At 62.4% G+C, this 14,324-nt stretch carries 14 protein-coding genes; 5 read left to right on the top strand and 9 right to left on the bottom strand.

Annotated features, from left to right (window positions below; translation table 11 throughout):
* The 4 genes from AAC035_RS09760 to AAC035_RS09775 all read left to right on the top strand — a co-directional run.
* On the top strand, positions 1-593 hold a 593-nt coding region (locus tag AAC035_RS09760; protein WP_339803194.1), incomplete at its 5' end, for a ring-opening amidohydrolase.
* On the top strand, positions 590-2,023 hold the full coding sequence (locus AAC035_RS09765; RefSeq protein ID WP_339803197.1) for an amidase family protein: 1,434 nt from the start codon (positions 590-592) through the stop codon (positions 2,021-2,023). The genes AAC035_RS09760 and AAC035_RS09765, both read left to right, overlap by 4 nt.
* The gene (locus AAC035_RS09770; protein WP_339803200.1) at positions 2,023-2,721 is read left to right on the top strand and encodes an AzlC family ABC transporter permease; all 699 of its coding nucleotides are present in this window, start codon (positions 2,023-2,025) and stop codon (positions 2,719-2,721) included. Before AAC035_RS09765 ends, AAC035_RS09770 begins: the two co-directional genes overlap by 1 nt.
* On the top strand, positions 2,703-3,050 hold the full coding sequence (locus AAC035_RS09775) for an AzlD domain-containing protein (protein WP_339803203.1): 348 nt from the start codon (positions 2,703-2,705) through the stop codon (positions 3,048-3,050). Before AAC035_RS09770 ends, AAC035_RS09775 begins: the two co-directional genes overlap by 19 nt.
* Positions 3,051-3,062: 12 nt before the next feature.
* Here AAC035_RS09775 and AAC035_RS09780 read toward each other — a convergent pair whose 3' ends face one another.
* Entirely contained in the window at positions 3,063-4,400 is a 1,338-nt protein-coding gene (locus AAC035_RS09780; protein WP_339803206.1) for a DASH family cryptochrome, read from the bottom strand.
* Between the two features lie 391 nt (positions 4,401-4,791).
* Between AAC035_RS09780 and AAC035_RS09785 the strand changes: the two genes are divergently transcribed.
* Positions 4,792-5,193, top strand: a complete 402-nt coding sequence (locus AAC035_RS09785; RefSeq protein WP_339803210.1) for a hypothetical protein — start codon at positions 4,792-4,794, stop codon at positions 5,191-5,193.
* A gap of 94 nt (positions 5,194-5,287) precedes the next feature.
* Here AAC035_RS09785 and secD read toward each other — a convergent pair whose 3' ends face one another.
* The 8 genes from secD to AAC035_RS09825 all read right to left on the bottom strand — a co-directional run.
* Complete coding sequence (gene secD / locus AAC035_RS09790; RefSeq protein ID WP_339803212.1) at positions 5,288-7,648, bottom strand: protein translocase subunit SecD; 2,361 nt, start codon at positions 7,646-7,648, stop codon at positions 5,288-5,290.
* A 58-nt stretch (positions 7,649-7,706) separates the two neighbouring features.
* The gene (locus AAC035_RS09795) at positions 7,707-8,093 is read right to left on the bottom strand and encodes a hypothetical protein (RefSeq protein ID WP_339803215.1); all 387 of its coding nucleotides are present in this window, start codon (positions 8,091-8,093) and stop codon (positions 7,707-7,709) included.
* A gap of 63 nt (positions 8,094-8,156) precedes the next feature.
* On the bottom strand, positions 8,157-8,948 hold the full coding sequence (locus AAC035_RS09800) for a sulfite exporter TauE/SafE family protein (protein ID WP_339803217.1): 792 nt from the start codon (positions 8,946-8,948) through the stop codon (positions 8,157-8,159).
* Positions 8,949-9,015: 67 nt separating this feature from the next.
* Complete coding sequence (locus AAC035_RS09805; protein WP_339803220.1) at positions 9,016-10,590, bottom strand: gamma-glutamyltransferase; 1,575 nt, start codon at positions 10,588-10,590, stop codon at positions 9,016-9,018.
* 3 nt (positions 10,591-10,593) lie between these two features.
* Entirely contained in the window at positions 10,594-11,298 is a 705-nt protein-coding gene (locus tag AAC035_RS09810; RefSeq protein ID WP_339803223.1) for a GntR family transcriptional regulator, read from the bottom strand.
* A gap of 20 nt (positions 11,299-11,318) precedes the next feature.
* Entirely contained in the window at positions 11,319-13,001 is a 1,683-nt protein-coding gene (locus tag AAC035_RS09815; RefSeq protein ID WP_339803226.1) for an ABC transporter ATP-binding protein, read from the bottom strand.
* 11 nt (positions 13,002-13,012) lie between these two features.
* Positions 13,013-13,909, bottom strand: coding sequence for an ABC transporter permease (locus AAC035_RS09820; protein WP_339803229.1), 897 nt, complete (start codon positions 13,907-13,909; stop codon positions 13,013-13,015).
* A 1-nt stretch (position 13,910) separates the two neighbouring features.
* Positions 13,911-14,324, bottom strand: a 414-nt coding sequence (locus AAC035_RS09825; RefSeq protein ID WP_339803232.1) for an ABC transporter permease, incomplete at its 5' end; no start/stop codon positions are given.

Below are 14,324 nucleotides of genomic sequence, written 5' to 3' on the forward strand. Positions count from 1 at the left end.
CGGGCATTACCGTGGCCGGGGGCACCGCAGACAAATCCATGGCCCTGAGCCGGGTAGCCTCGGCCTTCGGTGTCGCCCTCGCCCTGGGGGAAATCCGTGAGGACCAGCTGGATGAATCCACCTTTCTGGAGGATTTTTCGCTGTATTCCAGTGTCGCCAGTTGCTCCTCCGGAATCGAGGTGTCCTGTAACGAAATCGTGCTGCTGGGCAACAGCCGCCAGTGGGCCGGGGACTGCCACATCAGCCATCGGCCCATGGCAGACGCCCTCGATATCGGCGCGCTCTATGGCCTGCTGAATGACCTGAACATCGACCCGGCAACCCTGACCACGAGCCCTGGCCAATCACCGATTGCCGCTGCTTTCGTCAAATGCGAAGCCGACCGCCGGGGCCTGATCCGGGGCCAGCCCCACACCATGCTTAACGACGGCGACATGAACCAGCAACGACACATCCGCGGCGCCGTGGGTGGTATTGCGGCCGCAGTGCTGGCGGATACGCGGATCTTCGTGTCCGGCGGCGCCGAACACCAGGGTCCGGATGGCGGTGGTATTGTCACCGCCATCGCCCGCAAGCCGGAGAGTTCGGCATGACCCGGATGGAGTCGGATATCTGTGCACTCAGTGCCGGTACCATGGCCGCCAGCATCCGCCGGGGTGAACTCAGTGCCGTGGAGGTAACCCTGGCCGCGCTGGCCCGGGTAGAGGCTTGCAACCCGGTGGTCAATGCCATCTGCACCCTGGACGCCGACCGCGCCCTGGCCCGCGCCCGGGACATCGACCGTCTGCGCCAACTGAGCAAGGTGCTGCCGCCACTGGCCGGCGTACCGGTTGGCATCAAGGACATTACTGCCACCGCCGGCCTGAGGACTACCTGCGGTTCCCCTTTGTGCCGGGACTGGGTGCCGGAGCGGGACGCGGAAGTAGTGGCCCGTCTGCGCAGCGCCGGCGCCATTATTCTGGGCAAAACCAACACCCCGGAGTTTGCCGCCGGCGCCAACACCGTGAACCCGGTGTTCGGCGCCACCCGCAACCCCTGGAATCCCGACCTGAGTGCCGGCGGCTCCACCGGGGGCGGCGCTGCGGCACTCGCCACCGGCATGATTGCCCTGGCCCAGGGTACCGACCTGGGTGGCTCCCTGCGCAACCCAGCGGCGTTTTGCGGCGTGGTGGGCCTGAGGCCAACCCCCGGGCTGGTGCCCAGCGAGCCCAACCCGGCCCCCTGGGACAGTCTGCAGGTGGATGGCCCCATGGCCCGCAACGCCGCCGATGTCTGGCTGGCCTTGCAGGCTATGGCCGGCGGCAGTCGTCGTGCCGGGGTTTCAATACCGGGCGCTCTGCCCGGCCAATCCCAGCTCCTGAGCCAACAGCCACACCCCCGCCGGGTCGCCTATATTGCGGACATTGCAGGTTTCGGCATCGACCCACAGATTGCCCGCTTGTGCCGTGCGGCCGCAGAGCGGTTAGCCGACCGCGGCTGTAAGGTGGAGGAGATTCAGCTGGACCTGGCACCGGAAATTGCTACCTTTCTGACGCTCAGGGGCCAGGTGATCGTCAGCCAGCTGCTGCCCTGGCTGGACCGGCGCGAAGAACTGGGCCCCAACCTGCAGAACAACCTGAAATCCGGTCTCGCTCTGAGCAGCCGTGACATTGCCGAAGCCCAGCACCGCCGCCAGGCCCTGCGGGACCGGTTACTCACCTTGCTGGATGAATTCGATGCGTTGCTGACTCCCACCACGCCGGTACTGCCGTTTCCGGTGGCAGAAAATTACCCCACCCACATTGCCGGTAAACCCATGACCAGCTGGGTGGCCCAGACCTTCCTGTGGAGCCTGCCGGGTTTTCCGGTGGCATCCGTGCCCGCCGGTTTTACCGAAGCCGGCTTGCCGGTGGGCCTGCAGATCATGACCGGTCCCTGGCAGGACGCCCGGGCGCTGGCGATTGCCGGGCTGATCGAAGCGAATACCACCAGGCCCCTTGCATCACGTCATCTCATTAATTTGAAAAGGGGCGGGAAAGCCTGATGACCACACCGGCAAGAGAGTTTCTGAAAGGCTGCCGTGACGCGCTGCCGGTCACCCTGACCTTCAGTGTGCTGTTTGTGGTGGTGGGTGCCCACAGTCAGGCCAGTGGCCTTGATCTGGCACAGGGCCTGGCTCTGACAGCGCTGGTGTTCGCGGCCCCGGCCCAGATGGCCGCGACCGATCTGATCGCCCAGGGCGCCTGGCTGCCGGCGTTACTGGCCATCGTAGTGATCAACTTCCGGTTTCTGCTGATGTCCGCCTCCATCACCCCCTATCTGGGCAAGCCGCCCCGCAGCCGATTGCTGGCCTCGGTGCAGATGCTCAGCGCCAGCACTTTCGCTACCAGCTTTATCCCCCTGCGGGAGAACCGGTTGCAACATCCGCTGCGGTATTTTCTGGGGGTCTGTGCTGCTTCTTTTCCCACTGCCATCCTTGCCACCGGCGTGGGCTACCTGGTGCAGGACACCATTCCGCCCTGGCTGCAGCAAACCATGACCATGGTGCTGCCCATCTACTTCGTCACCTTTCTCGCCCGGGTCTGGCCCAAAACACGCTTCCTGGCGGCGGGCGCTCTGGGGCTGGTACTGACCCCCGTCGCCAACAGCCTGTTACCGGGCTTTGGCCTGATCGTGACCGCCCTGGTGGTTGCTGCCTTTCTGATGCTGCTGGAGCCCGGGGCATGTCCGAAAACCATCTGATCTGGCTGGTGATCCTCACCGGTGCTGCCGCCAGCTACGCCTTTCGCAGCCTGCCGGTGCTGGTGATGTCGAAACTGAATCTGGAGGAGGGCGGATCTGACCTGTTGCGCTTCTTCGATTATGCCACCTACGCCATTATCGGCGGTATTATCGGTACCGCACTGATGGGCAGCAACGACCTGGCTACGGCCGTCCGTGATCCAAGGCTGCTAACGGGCCTGATCACCGTAGCCGCCACCTTCGCCTTCTGCCTGAAGGTGCGCGGAAACCTGCTGCCGTTGTTTGCCGGGGTGGGGTTGTATCAGGGATTATCATGGCTGGTGGGCTAACCCTGCCGGCGCTCAGTCCAGTCCAATCGGCCAGTCTGCTGCATCCACCGTGTGCAGGCCCACGGCCTGCTCCGAATCTCCCCGCCACTTGCGGATGTAGGCCCGGTCCGGGTCGAACTGGCGGGTCTGTTTGTCCAGATCAAAACGGCGCAGTCCCCTAGGGTCCGCCCCCACACCGGCCAGGTACTGCCAGTTGCCATAGTTGCTGGCCACGTCGTAATCGATCAGCTGCTGCTCGAACCAGGCGGCGCCGTAGCGCCAGTCCAGCTCCAGTTCGTTGACAAAGCAACTGGCGACAATCTGCCTGGCCCGGTTGGAGATGTACCCGGTTTCCCGCAGCTGGTTCATGGCCGCGTTCACCAGGGGGTATTCGGTGTTGCCCTGACACCAGGCCTGAAACCGGTGACCGTAAAAGGTAGCGTTGCGCCGCACCCGCTGCACGCCGTCCCGCTGAAACAGGGCCCGGTTGTGGGCGAAGGCCATCCACTGGAAATACTCCCGCCACAGCAGCTCGAAATACAGCCAGTAGGTGGAATCGTTCTTCTTCACCCCGGACTCGAACCGCTGAATATCCGCCGCCACCTGCCGGGCCGACAGGCAGCCGTTGGCCAGCCAGGGGGACAGCTTGGCGGAGGACGGCCAGTCGTCCAGGGCATTGCGGGTGTCCTTGTAGTGGACAATGTGCTGGTCGTCCCAAAGATAGCGCTGCCAGTGAGCCATTGCTGCGGTCTCGCCGCCCATAAACCCGGCGTTACCGCCACCTTTGGCAGGATCCACAACCGGCGGGCACTGATCCCGGGCATCCTGGGCCAGTCCCGGGGCCGGGGGCAATGCATCCGGTGCTGGCTGCGGCGGCTTCGGCTCGATTCTGGCCTTCTCAACCTGTCGCCGGAAGGCCGAAAAGGTGGCCGGCAGCTGGTCAAGCCCAAACGGCAGATCCGCCTGCTCGAACAGAGTCAGGTTTTCATGCTGACGGGCTTTCACCTGGGGCACAGCCTCGCAGATTTCAGCCCAGTGCCGGCGCTCATAACTGCCCGGCAAGCGCGCCCCGTGCAACTCATCAATCTCATAGCCCCGACACAAGGCTGGAATCGACTGTTCCGGCGTACCCCAGGCTATGTGCAACCGGTTACCCTTGCTCTGCAAAGCCTCATCCAGCGCCATCAGGCTTTGCCACAAAAACCGCCAGCGATGCTGGCCCAGCGCCCGACACTGAAACGGCCCCGGCCTGAACCAGCGGGGGTCCACCACGAACACACACAGCAGCAGGTCTGCAGATGCGGCCTGGATAAGGCCGGGGTTGTCGTGGAGGCGGAGGTCTCGGGTAAACCAGTAAAGGGCGCGGGTCATTGGGGGCTCCGGTTGTTGGGGGTCCGGGGGATTTACGTTGGCGGGAGGTTGGGGGATTGGATTTCGTGATGAATACATCCCACCTTTTACCATCTCTTGCAGCGTGAGTAGAACAGGAATAATTTGTACTCATGGATGAATTTGAGTTCGCCGTGGAAAAAGGTGGGGGCTGTATGAAGCTGCACGCATTGGTGTCACGCGGCAGCCGATTATCAAGGTATGGCTGGTGGAAAGGCTTCAGGCAGAAGCCGCCAACAAGCCGCTTGGCGGTGACTCCGCTGGCGGCTCATTTTAACGGAGTGTTCAGCAGAAACCGGTGTTGATTAGCCGCTGGAGGAAGCTATGGCTCTGACCAGGCTGTGTAAACCGCTGGACGCAACAGGAGGCTCCCATGCCCTATCGGGTCGCTGTTAAAGCCCTGGCTGTCTGGTTCATTATTCTGCTGTTGGCGGTGCTGAATGGTGGACTGCGGGAAGCCTTTCTTATCCCGAAGTTTGGCAATGCAAGCGGGCTTGTCCTGAGCGGAGTATTGCTGTCGGTGCTCATCCTTGTCGTTGCCTACCTTGCACTACCCTGGCTTGGTGAACGCCGTTCAGCTCAACTTTTTACTATTGGCCTGGGCTGGCTTGCCCTGACGCTGGTTTTCGAGTTTTCACTTGGTCTGTGGCAAGGCAAATCCTGGCAGGTGATGTTCGAGGCCTACGCTTTGACGGGGGGTAACCTCTGGCCGGTTGTACTTCTGATCACGGCGCTTGCGCCCTATCTCGCTGGCAGGCTCAGGGGCTTTGCATAAAGAGTATTCCGGGCTACCCCGACGCTCGAAAATAACAGCAAGCGCCGGAGCAAGGTTCAGTCATTCATCCGCAAACTCCTCCAGACCTGCCCGCTCAGGGAATCAGGTCCAGCTGCTGCTTCAGCTCCTCCGCACTGGGCCCCAGCTGGCTCAGCCCCCTGCGGGTGCGCCGCTCCGCAAAGAAATACAGGATAGGCGAGGCCACCAGAATAGACGAGCTGGTGCCTATCACGATCCCGAACAGCATGGGCTGGGCGAAACTGGCAACCGCGCTGCCGCCGGCGATAGCCATGGGCGCCAGGGCCAGCAGGGTGGTGACCGAGGTGAACAGGGTGCGGGTCAGGGTGGAGGTGATGCTCTGGTTGAGCAATTCCAGCATCGGTTTGTCCGGTGTCAGCCGCAGGTTCTCGCGGATCCGGTCGAACACCACCACCTTGTCGTTGACCGAGTAACCGATCAGGGCGAGCAGTGCGGCCACGGCCGTCAGGTTGAACTCGATGCCGGTCAGAGCAAAAAAGCCGATGGTTTTGGTCAGGTCCAGGGCAATGGTCAGGGTGGCAGCCAGGGCAAAGTGGTATTCAAAACGCATCCACAGGTAGGCCAGCATGCCCACCCCCGCCAGCAGCACGGCCAGTATGCTGGCGTCACTGAAATTACCGCTGACCTTGGGACCCACCATTTCCACCTTGGGGAAGGTCGCTTCTTCACTGATGTTCTGTACCGCGGTTTTCAGCGTGGCTACCTGCTCGCCACTGGCCACTTCCGCTGCACTGGCCCGGGGTAAGCGCAGCAGATAATAACCACGTTCGCCGGTTTCCTGAATCGCCGCATGGCCCAGGCCGTGATCCTGCAGGCCGTCCCGCAGCTGCTCCACAGTAGTGCCGTGGGCACTAACATCCACCAGGGTGCCACCGCTGAAATCAATGCCGTAGTTCAGCCCCGGGTTCACGAACAACCCGATGGAAGCCACTGACAGAACCAGTGATACCGCTATGCCGGCAATCCGCCCCCGCATCAGATTCAGGGAGCCATTGCTGAGCCGGTCCAGAAATCGGATGCCGGATATGGTCAATGGCTGACGGCCCAGTTGACGGGTCCGCCACTCCATCAATAAGCGGGTCACCGCGATGGCGGTAAACAGGGAGGTCAGCAGGCCAATCCCGATGGTAACCGCAAAGCCCCTGATCGGCCCGCTGCCAAACAGGAACAGCAGGCTGACAGCTATCAGCGTGGTCACGTTGGAGTCGAGGATGGTCCTGTAGGCACGATCAAAGCCCTCCCGCAGGGCCATCATGGCAGACCTGCCTCTGCGGCTTTCCTCCCGGATACGCTCGTTGATGAGGATATTGGCATCCACCGCCATGCCCAGCGTGAGGATGATGCCGGCGATGCCCGGCAGGGTCAGGGTGGCGCCCAGTATGCTGAGAATGCCGAACACCAGACCGATGTTCACCGCCAGGCCAATGCAGGCTATCAGCCCCCAGGTGCCGTAGATACCCAGCATGAAGGCCACCACCAAAGCGGCGCCGATCAGGCCGGTGCTGATGCCCATGGCAATGGCATCGCTACCCAGATCCGGTCCTACGGTGCGCTCTTCGATCACATCAAGGGGCGCTGGCAGGGCACCGGCCCGCAATAGCAGGGCCAGGTTGCTGGCGGAAGCCGGGGTGAAGCTGCCGCTGATCTCGCCACTGCCGCCGGCGATGATACCGCGGATCACCGGGGCAGTAATGACTTTGCCGTCCAGCACAATGGCCAGAGGCCGGCCAATGTGGGTGCGGGTGATGTCGCCAAACAGCCGCGTGCCCTCGTTATCCAGCCGGAAGTTGACCACCGGCTCGCTGGTGTCCGGGTGGAAGGCCAGCTGGGCATCGCTGATGTGTTTGCCCTCCATGGCCACTCGCTTCTCCAGCCGGTAAAGCTGTTCCCCAGTCGCTGCTTTACCGTCACCCACGCGACTCTCATCCGCCGGCAGGGTGATGACCTCAACCTGCCCCCGGGAATCAGGCTCAGCGACCCAGTGAAAGGTCATCCGCGCGGTGGTGCCCAGCAATTCCCGGATCTGGCCGGGATCCGCCACCCCGGGCATCTGCACCAGAATGCTGTCACTGCCCTGACGGGTAATACTGGGCTCCACCAGCCCGGTTTCATCGAGCCTGCGGCGCACCACTTCCAGGCTACGCTCCACTGCATCCTGGCTCAGGGCCTCAAGCTCTGCGGCGCTCAGGGGCTTGCCCTTCTCCTGTGCGGCCGTAGCGATCAGCTCACGGGTGTCTACTTCCAATAACAGATGTGACCCGCCACTGAGATCCAGCCCCAGCGACAGGGTGGTTTCGGTGTACCAATCCGGCAGATTCTCTGCCACCGATGGCGGTAAAAGGTTGGGCATGGCGCTCAGCAGCCCAAGCAGAATCAACAGGCTGTAGACCACAGCCCGGGAAGACAATGATTTCATGGATAACCCTCGACGTTAGGTCGTGATGTCAGCAAACAGAGAATGTTGGACGGGAGGGTTACGCCTGGGGAGGTGCTCTGGGGGTATGGCTACGGCCGCGCAGTGCCAGCGGAGGGTGGACAGGCTCGCGGGACGATGAGGCAGGAGAAGGGAGGCTGCAAACCGGGAGCAGGGAATAGCTGACAGCAACCGGCCAGTCGAAAGCGGACGGAGGGTTGTCATCGGGTCCGGCCAGGAGCTGGCGGCCATCCGGGCTGAGCCGTCGGGAGTCTTCCTGGCCGGCAACCACCAGCTGGGAAATCTGGCCAGCGAACCCCTTGCCAACGTTCGCCTGGGCTCCGGAAGCCGTGGCCTGGGCACCGGACGCAAAAACACACAGCAACAGCCAGGCAAGTACCCCTCGGGTACTCAGGTATTGCCTGGACATGCTGTGTGTCGGGTTCATCAATGTTGGCCGGAAGCGATTCAATCCAATATCGGGGCGCCGCCGGGATTAATCAATAGCCACTCAAAACGCATTGAACAACATTCTTCCTGCCACCAGCAGCAGCACACCGCCAAAACAGCGCTTCAGGGTCGGCGCCGGAATCCGGTGGCTCAAAGCCACCCCGAAAGGGGCCATGATGACTGTAAAGATGGCGATCAGCAGTACTGCCGGCAGGTAGACGTAACCGAAGGACCAGTCGCTGATGGTCTGGTTCCAGCCGGAAATGACATAGCCAGCCGTGCCCACCAGGGCCAGCGGAAAACCAAGGGTGCTGGAGGTGGCCACTGCCCGCTGCATGGGGACGTTAAAGAACACCATCAGCGGCACCATCACATTGCCGCCACCAATGCCGGCCAGTCCGGAAAGGGTACCGCTGAACAGACCAAGAGCGGAGGTGCCTGCTGCGCCGGGCATGGTGCGGGCCGGGTCCGGTACCCAGCGGCTGAGCATGATGATGGCTATGATCAGCAGGAAGATGGCAATGCCTACTTCCAGCACGATGGAAGGCAACCGGGCCGCGATAAATCCGCTCAGAAAGCTGCCAATGATCACCATAACCGCCCAGCGCCTGAAGATGTCCCAGTCCACCGCCTTGCGTTTGATCTGGGCCCGGGCTGCGGAGATCGAGGTAAATATGATGGTGCACAGAGACGTCGCCACCGCGGTGATCACGATAAATTCGGCAGGAAAGCCCTGAGCGGAGAGGATCAGGATCAGCGCCGGCACAATCACCACACCACCGCCGATACCCAGCATGCCTGCGAGAATGCCTGCAACAATGCCAAGTGCGGAGCAGGCGATGATCATTTCCATGGGGTATTCCTTGTCAGAAAGTTGATTGATTTGAAAGCTGGTTGACTTGAAAGTCAGTCGGCCTGACTCAGGCCTGGCCAAGGGCACTGCCCTGGCCTCGCGGGTCGTGCATGGCTTCGCGGCGACCATCCGGCTGTATCGCCAGCACACCGGCAAGTCCGGTATAGGGGCTCAGTTCCGGTATCCATTCAATGTCATGGCCACGATGGGTCAGCTCGGTGCCCACGGTCGGCGAAATGGTCTGTTCCAGTTTCAGGTTGTCGGTACTGTCGAAAAAACTGCGACCCTGCAAAAACCGTGGCGTCAGCAGGGCTTTTTCGATGGGCTGCTGATAATCCACCAACTGGGTAGCCAGCACCATCTGGGTCTGGGGCTGGCCATCACCACCCTGGGTACCGTAGTAGAACTGGCCACCGTCGTCCGCCAGGTAGCAGGAGGGATTCAGGGTATGGGCAGGGCGCTTGCCCGGCGCCCAGGCGTTGTCATGGCCCGGATCTTTGGCAAAGCCTGCAGCCCGGTTGAGCCAGAGTATGCCGGTATCACCCACCACACAGCCAGAACCAAAATCGTGAAACAGACTTTGCATCAGGCACGCGGTGCGCCCCTCGCGGTCGCAGGCCGCGAACCACACGGTATCCGCCGGGCGCCCGGTTTCCTGCCAGGGTACGGCGATGTCCGGATCAATGGCGGCGAAATCGGCGACAGAGCGAGCAAAGCTGAGCTGGTCACCGGTATCCAGAGTGCCCATGGCAGGGTCACAGAGCTCACGGTTACGTACCTTCAACTGGGCTTTGATGGCTTCCACCAGATAGTGGTAATAGTCAGCGCCACCGTTTTCATACTCAGCCAGTGCCACATGGCTGAGCGCGTTCAAAGCCTTGAGGGTATACAGGCCCTGGGTCGGCGGTGGAAAGTTGAACAGGGTGCCCTGGCGGTAGCGAATGCTCAGGGGTTTGCTGTGAATCGCCCGGGTCCGTTGCAGATCCTGCCGGGTCAGGCCATTGCCCAAGGTGGTGAAGCCCTCGGCCAGTGCAGCGGCCAGCTCGCCCTCGTAAAAGTCGTCTACCCCGGCCCGGGCCAGCTGTTCGAGAGTGGCGGTCAGTTCCGGCTGATGCATAGTAGCGCCTTCAGCCAGCAACTGGCCTGAGGCGTCACAACACAATCGGGTCAGATCCGGCAGGGAGGCAATCAGCTCCCGGCGCTGAATCTGCCAGAAGGCCTGGGAGGCGGACACCGGCGTACCCTGTCGGGCCAGAGTGATGGCCGGCTCCAGCAGGTCTGACCACTGCAGCTTCGAATGCCAGCGCTCCCGGCTCCAGTCTTTGGCCATGGCCCAGCTGCGCAGGGCGCCGGCCGTGGTAGCGGCTGAAGCCGGGCCCCGGGGGGTAATCTCGCCACCGTCCGGCAGGCGCTGCCCGGCCTGGCCAATACCGAGAAGGGTATCGACCTGACGCCCGTTACTGAGCAGCCAAAGGGCGTCACCCCCCAGTCCGGTCATATGTGGATAGACGACTGCCAGCACAGCACTGGCGGCGAGCGCCGCATCGATGGCGGTGCCGCCCGCGTCCAGAACCCTCAGACCGGCTTCGGTGGCCAGCGGGTGGGGCGTGCAGATGACACCGGCAGTGGAGCTTGCTTTCATGGTTCAGGAGTCCCCGTGATCATTGGTCAGTGGCTGATGCTCCGCCACGAATTCGGCGGACATGGCACTGACCGTCTGTACATGCAGTCGCATCATCCGGGCCACGCCGTCAGCATCACCGGCCATCAGTGCCCGCACGATGGCATCGTGTTCTTCCCAGGATTTGCTGATCCGGTTGACCAACCGGAACTGGGCCCTGCGAAAGGGCGCCAGCCGGGTACGGGTTGCTTCCGCCAGCTGCTGCAGCTGGGGGCTCTGGGCGCCTTCGAAAATCAGACTGTGAAATTCCTGGTTGTAGCGGGCGTAGGCGTCGGCGGTGCCGTCACGGACCAGGTGCACCGACTCCTGGTGGAGCCTCGACAAGGCCTCCCGCTGAGCACTGTTCATCCGCAGCGCCGCCAGCCGCGCCAGGGCGGCTTCCAGCTCCGCCATGGCCTCATACAAGGCACCCAGGGACTGGGCCGACAAGGTGGCCACCATCACCCCCCGGTTGGGGCGATGGGTTACCAGGCCCATGGCCGCCAGGTGACCGAAGGTTTCCCGGATCGGGGTGCGGGAGACGCCAAAGCGTTCGGCAATGGCCTGGGCATCCAGCTTGGTGCCCGGGGTTAGTCGGCCGCTGACAATGTCGTCGGCCAGGGTCTGGACCACACTGTCCACCACGGTGCCTTTGCGACTGGTGGCGATCTCCCGCACAGGCTGTTCCATTATTGCCTCCGGCGATGACTTCAACGGCTGGCTCCTGCGGCTGCAGTGGTAGAGGCAGTGGCAGGAGGATGGGGAATCGCCGCCAGCAACGTACGGGTGTACTCGGTGGCCGGCGCGTCCAGTAACTGATGAACTTCGCCCTCCTCAACAATCACGCCGTTCTGCATCACCATGATGCGGTCGCACAGCAGCCGCACCACGTTGAGATCGTGGCTGATGAACAGATAGCTCATACCCAGACGATGTTTCAGATCTTCCAGCAAATTCAGCACCACCGCCTGCACCGACACATCCAGTGCAGCGGTGGGTTCGTCCAGAATCAGCAGTTTAGGATTCAGAGCAATGGCCCGGGCAATGCCGACCCGGGCTTTCTGGCCGCCGGACAGCTGGTGGGGAAAGCGATCCAGCAGGTGGGTGGGCAGACCCACCAGGCTCGCCAGTTCCAGCACCCGCTGCTTGCGTTGCTCACCGCTCATATCCCGTGCCAGGCGCTGGATCGGATCACCGATGGACTGGGCCGCGCTCCAGCGGGGGTTGAGGCTGTCGGTGGGGTCCTGAAACACCATCTGCAGTTTGCTGCGCAGTGGATGCGACGCAAATTTCGCCGATGATACTGCGGCGATGTCCTCTCCGAGGAATTCGATCTCACCTCCGCTGGTATCCAGCAACCGCATCACCATGGCCGAAGTGGTGGATTTGCCACAGCCGCTCTCGCCCACCAGCCCCAGACTCTCCCCTTCACGAATGGTAAACGAGAGGTCATCCACGGCCAGGTGCGCATCCTCGGCGCCGGGCTTACCGAACTGTTTCCTCAGGCCTCTTACCGATAGTATGCACTCACCTACCTGAGCGTTCTCCGGCAGATCCATAGCCGCGGCTTTCAGCTCCGCTGGCAGCAGATCGCGAATCTCCGAGTCAATGTGAGGCGTAGCCTGCAGCAATTGCCGGGTGTAAGGGTCCTTCGGGTCGTGGAACAGTGCCGCCGAGCTGTTGGCTTCCACAATCCTGCCTCTCTGCATCACCACCAGCCGGTCACAGTAGGCCGCCGCCAGACCCAGATCGTGGGTGATGAGCACGGTGGACATGTTGTACTCGCGGGTCAGCTCGACAATCAGGTCCATCACGGCTTTCTGGGTGGTCACGTCCAGCCCGGTGGTGGGCTCATCGGCAATCAGCAATCGCGGCCGGCAGGCCAGGGCGATGGCGATCACCACCCGCTGGCACATGCCGCCTGAGAGTTCGAAAGGATAGGCGTTGTAACGCTTTTCCGGATCGCGGATTTTCACCGCCCGCAACATCTCGATGGCCTTTTCGCGAGCATTACCGCGGGTCGCCTGACTATGCTGCATCAGCACATCAGCCACCTGCTGGCCGATCCGGCGGATCGGATTCAGCGCGGCCCGGGGGTTCTGGAAAACCATCGAGATTTCCCGTCCGCGGATGTCCCGCATGTCCTTTTCCCGGGCCTTGTGCAGCGCCATGCCGCCGTAGGTGATCTTGCCGCCGGCAATGTGACCGGCCCGGTCAAGAATCCGCATGACGGCGTAGGAGGTGACCGATTTACCGGAGCCGGATTCACCCACGATACCCAGGGTTTCGCCCTTGCCCACTTCCAGGGAAATATCATCAATGGCCCGTACGGTGCCATTGCGGGTCACAAAATCCACACTCAGACGCTGGATATCCAGCAAGGGAATGGCCATGGCCGGGCTCCTCAGGTGCGGCGCTGCGGATCGACAAGATCCCGCAGGCCGTCGCCAATCAGGTTGAAGGTAAAGACTGCCAGCATCAGCGCCAGTCCCGGGAAGATCACCAGCCACCATTCACCGGAAATGATGAAGTTCGCGCCTTCAGCCACCATGATGCCCCACTCGGGGGTGGGCGGCTGCACGCCGAGGCCGATGAACGACAAGCCGGCGGCGTTGAGAATGGCCCAGCCCATGTTCAGGGAGATCTGCACCATCATGGGTGGCATGATGTTGGGAAAGATGTGGCCGAACAGCACCCGTACTTCCGAGTTACCGGACAGCCGGGCCGCCTGCACATAACCGGCGTTGCGACGGATACTCACCTCGGCCCGTGCCATACGGGCGTAGAACGGCAGGTTGATAATGGCGGTGGCGTAAACAATGTTCTCCACGGTATTACCGGCTGCCGCGACAATGCCCATGGCCAGCACGAACAGCGGAAACGCCATGATGGTGTCCACCAGGCGACCGGTAATGCGGTCGGTCCAGCCACCGAAATAGCCGGCAAACGCCCCCATCACCGAACCCACCACAAAGGAAATGGCCACCGCCGACACCGAAATCAGCAGATCCAGCCGGGTGGCCACCACCACCCGTGAGAACACGTCCCGACCCAGATGGTCGGTACCGAACCAGTGACTGATACTGGGCGGTTGTAATGCGGCTCCCACCCCTGTCGCCAACGGATCATAGGGCACCAGGTAGGGACCAAAGACTGCCGCGACGATGATCAGGGCGAACAACCCGAAGGCCAGTCCGGTGACCGGGTTCTCGGACACCACGTAACGCAGATGGCTCCAGAAACTGGCTTTGGGGGGGCCGGACAGCGCCGGCGCCTTGCTTCCTGTCGACATGCTCGTCATCTCAGCTCTCCTCGCCCACACGGGGATCTATCAGGGTGTAGATCACGTCAATCAACAGGTTCAGCACCACAAACAGCAGCGCCATGGACAACACAAAACCCTGCACGGCGGCATAGTCCGACACCACCAGGGCTTCCACCGCAAACGAGCCGATGCCCGGCCAGGCGAACACCTTTTCCACCAGCACGTTGGCACCCAGCACAAAGGAGAACACCATGCCCAGAGTGGTCACTACCGGCAGCAGGGCGTTGCGGAAGGCATAGGTCACCAGCACCCGGCGACCGCTGAGCCCCGCCGCCCGGGCGGTGCGCACAAAGTCACTGCCCAGGGTCTGCAACATGGCCGCCCGGGTCATACGGGCGATGGGGGCCAGGGTAAACAGGGCCAGGGTGATCAGCGGCAGCGCCAGCTGTGC

It is taken from the genome of uncultured Marinobacter sp. (assembly GCF_963974375.1).
In the GTDB taxonomy this organism is placed as follows: Bacteria; Pseudomonadota; Gammaproteobacteria; order Pseudomonadales; family Oleiphilaceae; genus Marinobacter.

Excerpts from the sequence above, each read along its gene's own strand:
- AAC035_RS09810 (WP_339803223.1), bottom strand. The coding sequence starts at position 11,298 with ATGGAACAGCCTGTGCGGGAGATCGCCACCAGTCGCAAAGGCACCGTG.
- AAC035_RS09800 (WP_339803217.1), bottom strand. The coding sequence starts at position 8,948 with ATGGAAATGATCATCGCCTGCTCCGCACTTGGCATTGTTGCAGGCATT.
- AAC035_RS09785 (WP_339803210.1), top strand. The coding sequence starts at position 4,792 with ATGCCCTATCGGGTCGCTGTTAAAGCCCTGGCTGTCTGGTTCATTATT.
- AAC035_RS09765 (WP_339803197.1), top strand. The coding sequence starts at position 590 with ATGACCCGGATGGAGTCGGATATCTGTGCACTCAGTGCCGGTACCATG.
- AAC035_RS09780 (WP_339803206.1), bottom strand. The coding sequence starts at position 4,400 with ATGACCCGCGCCCTTTACTGGTTTACCCGAGACCTCCGCCTCCACGAC.
- AAC035_RS09805 (WP_339803220.1), bottom strand. The coding sequence starts at position 10,590 with ATGAAAGCAAGCTCCACTGCCGGTGTCATCTGCACGCCCCACCCGCTG.
- secD (WP_339803212.1), bottom strand. The coding sequence starts at position 7,648 with ATGAAATCATTGTCTTCCCGGGCTGTGGTCTACAGCCTGTTGATTCTG.
- AAC035_RS09795 (WP_339803215.1), bottom strand. The coding sequence starts at position 8,093 with ATGAACCCGACACACAGCATGTCCAGGCAATACCTGAGTACCCGAGGG.
- AAC035_RS09820 (WP_339803229.1), bottom strand. The coding sequence starts at position 13,909 with ATGACGAGCATGTCGACAGGAAGCAAGGCGCCGGCGCTGTCCGGCCCC.
- AAC035_RS09770 (WP_339803200.1), top strand. The coding sequence starts at position 2,023 with ATGACCACACCGGCAAGAGAGTTTCTGAAAGGCTGCCGTGACGCGCTG.
- AAC035_RS09775 (WP_339803203.1), top strand. The coding sequence starts at position 2,703 with ATGTCCGAAAACCATCTGATCTGGCTGGTGATCCTCACCGGTGCTGCC.
- AAC035_RS09815 (WP_339803226.1), bottom strand. The coding sequence starts at position 13,001 with ATGGCCATTCCCTTGCTGGATATCCAGCGTCTGAGTGTGGATTTTGTG.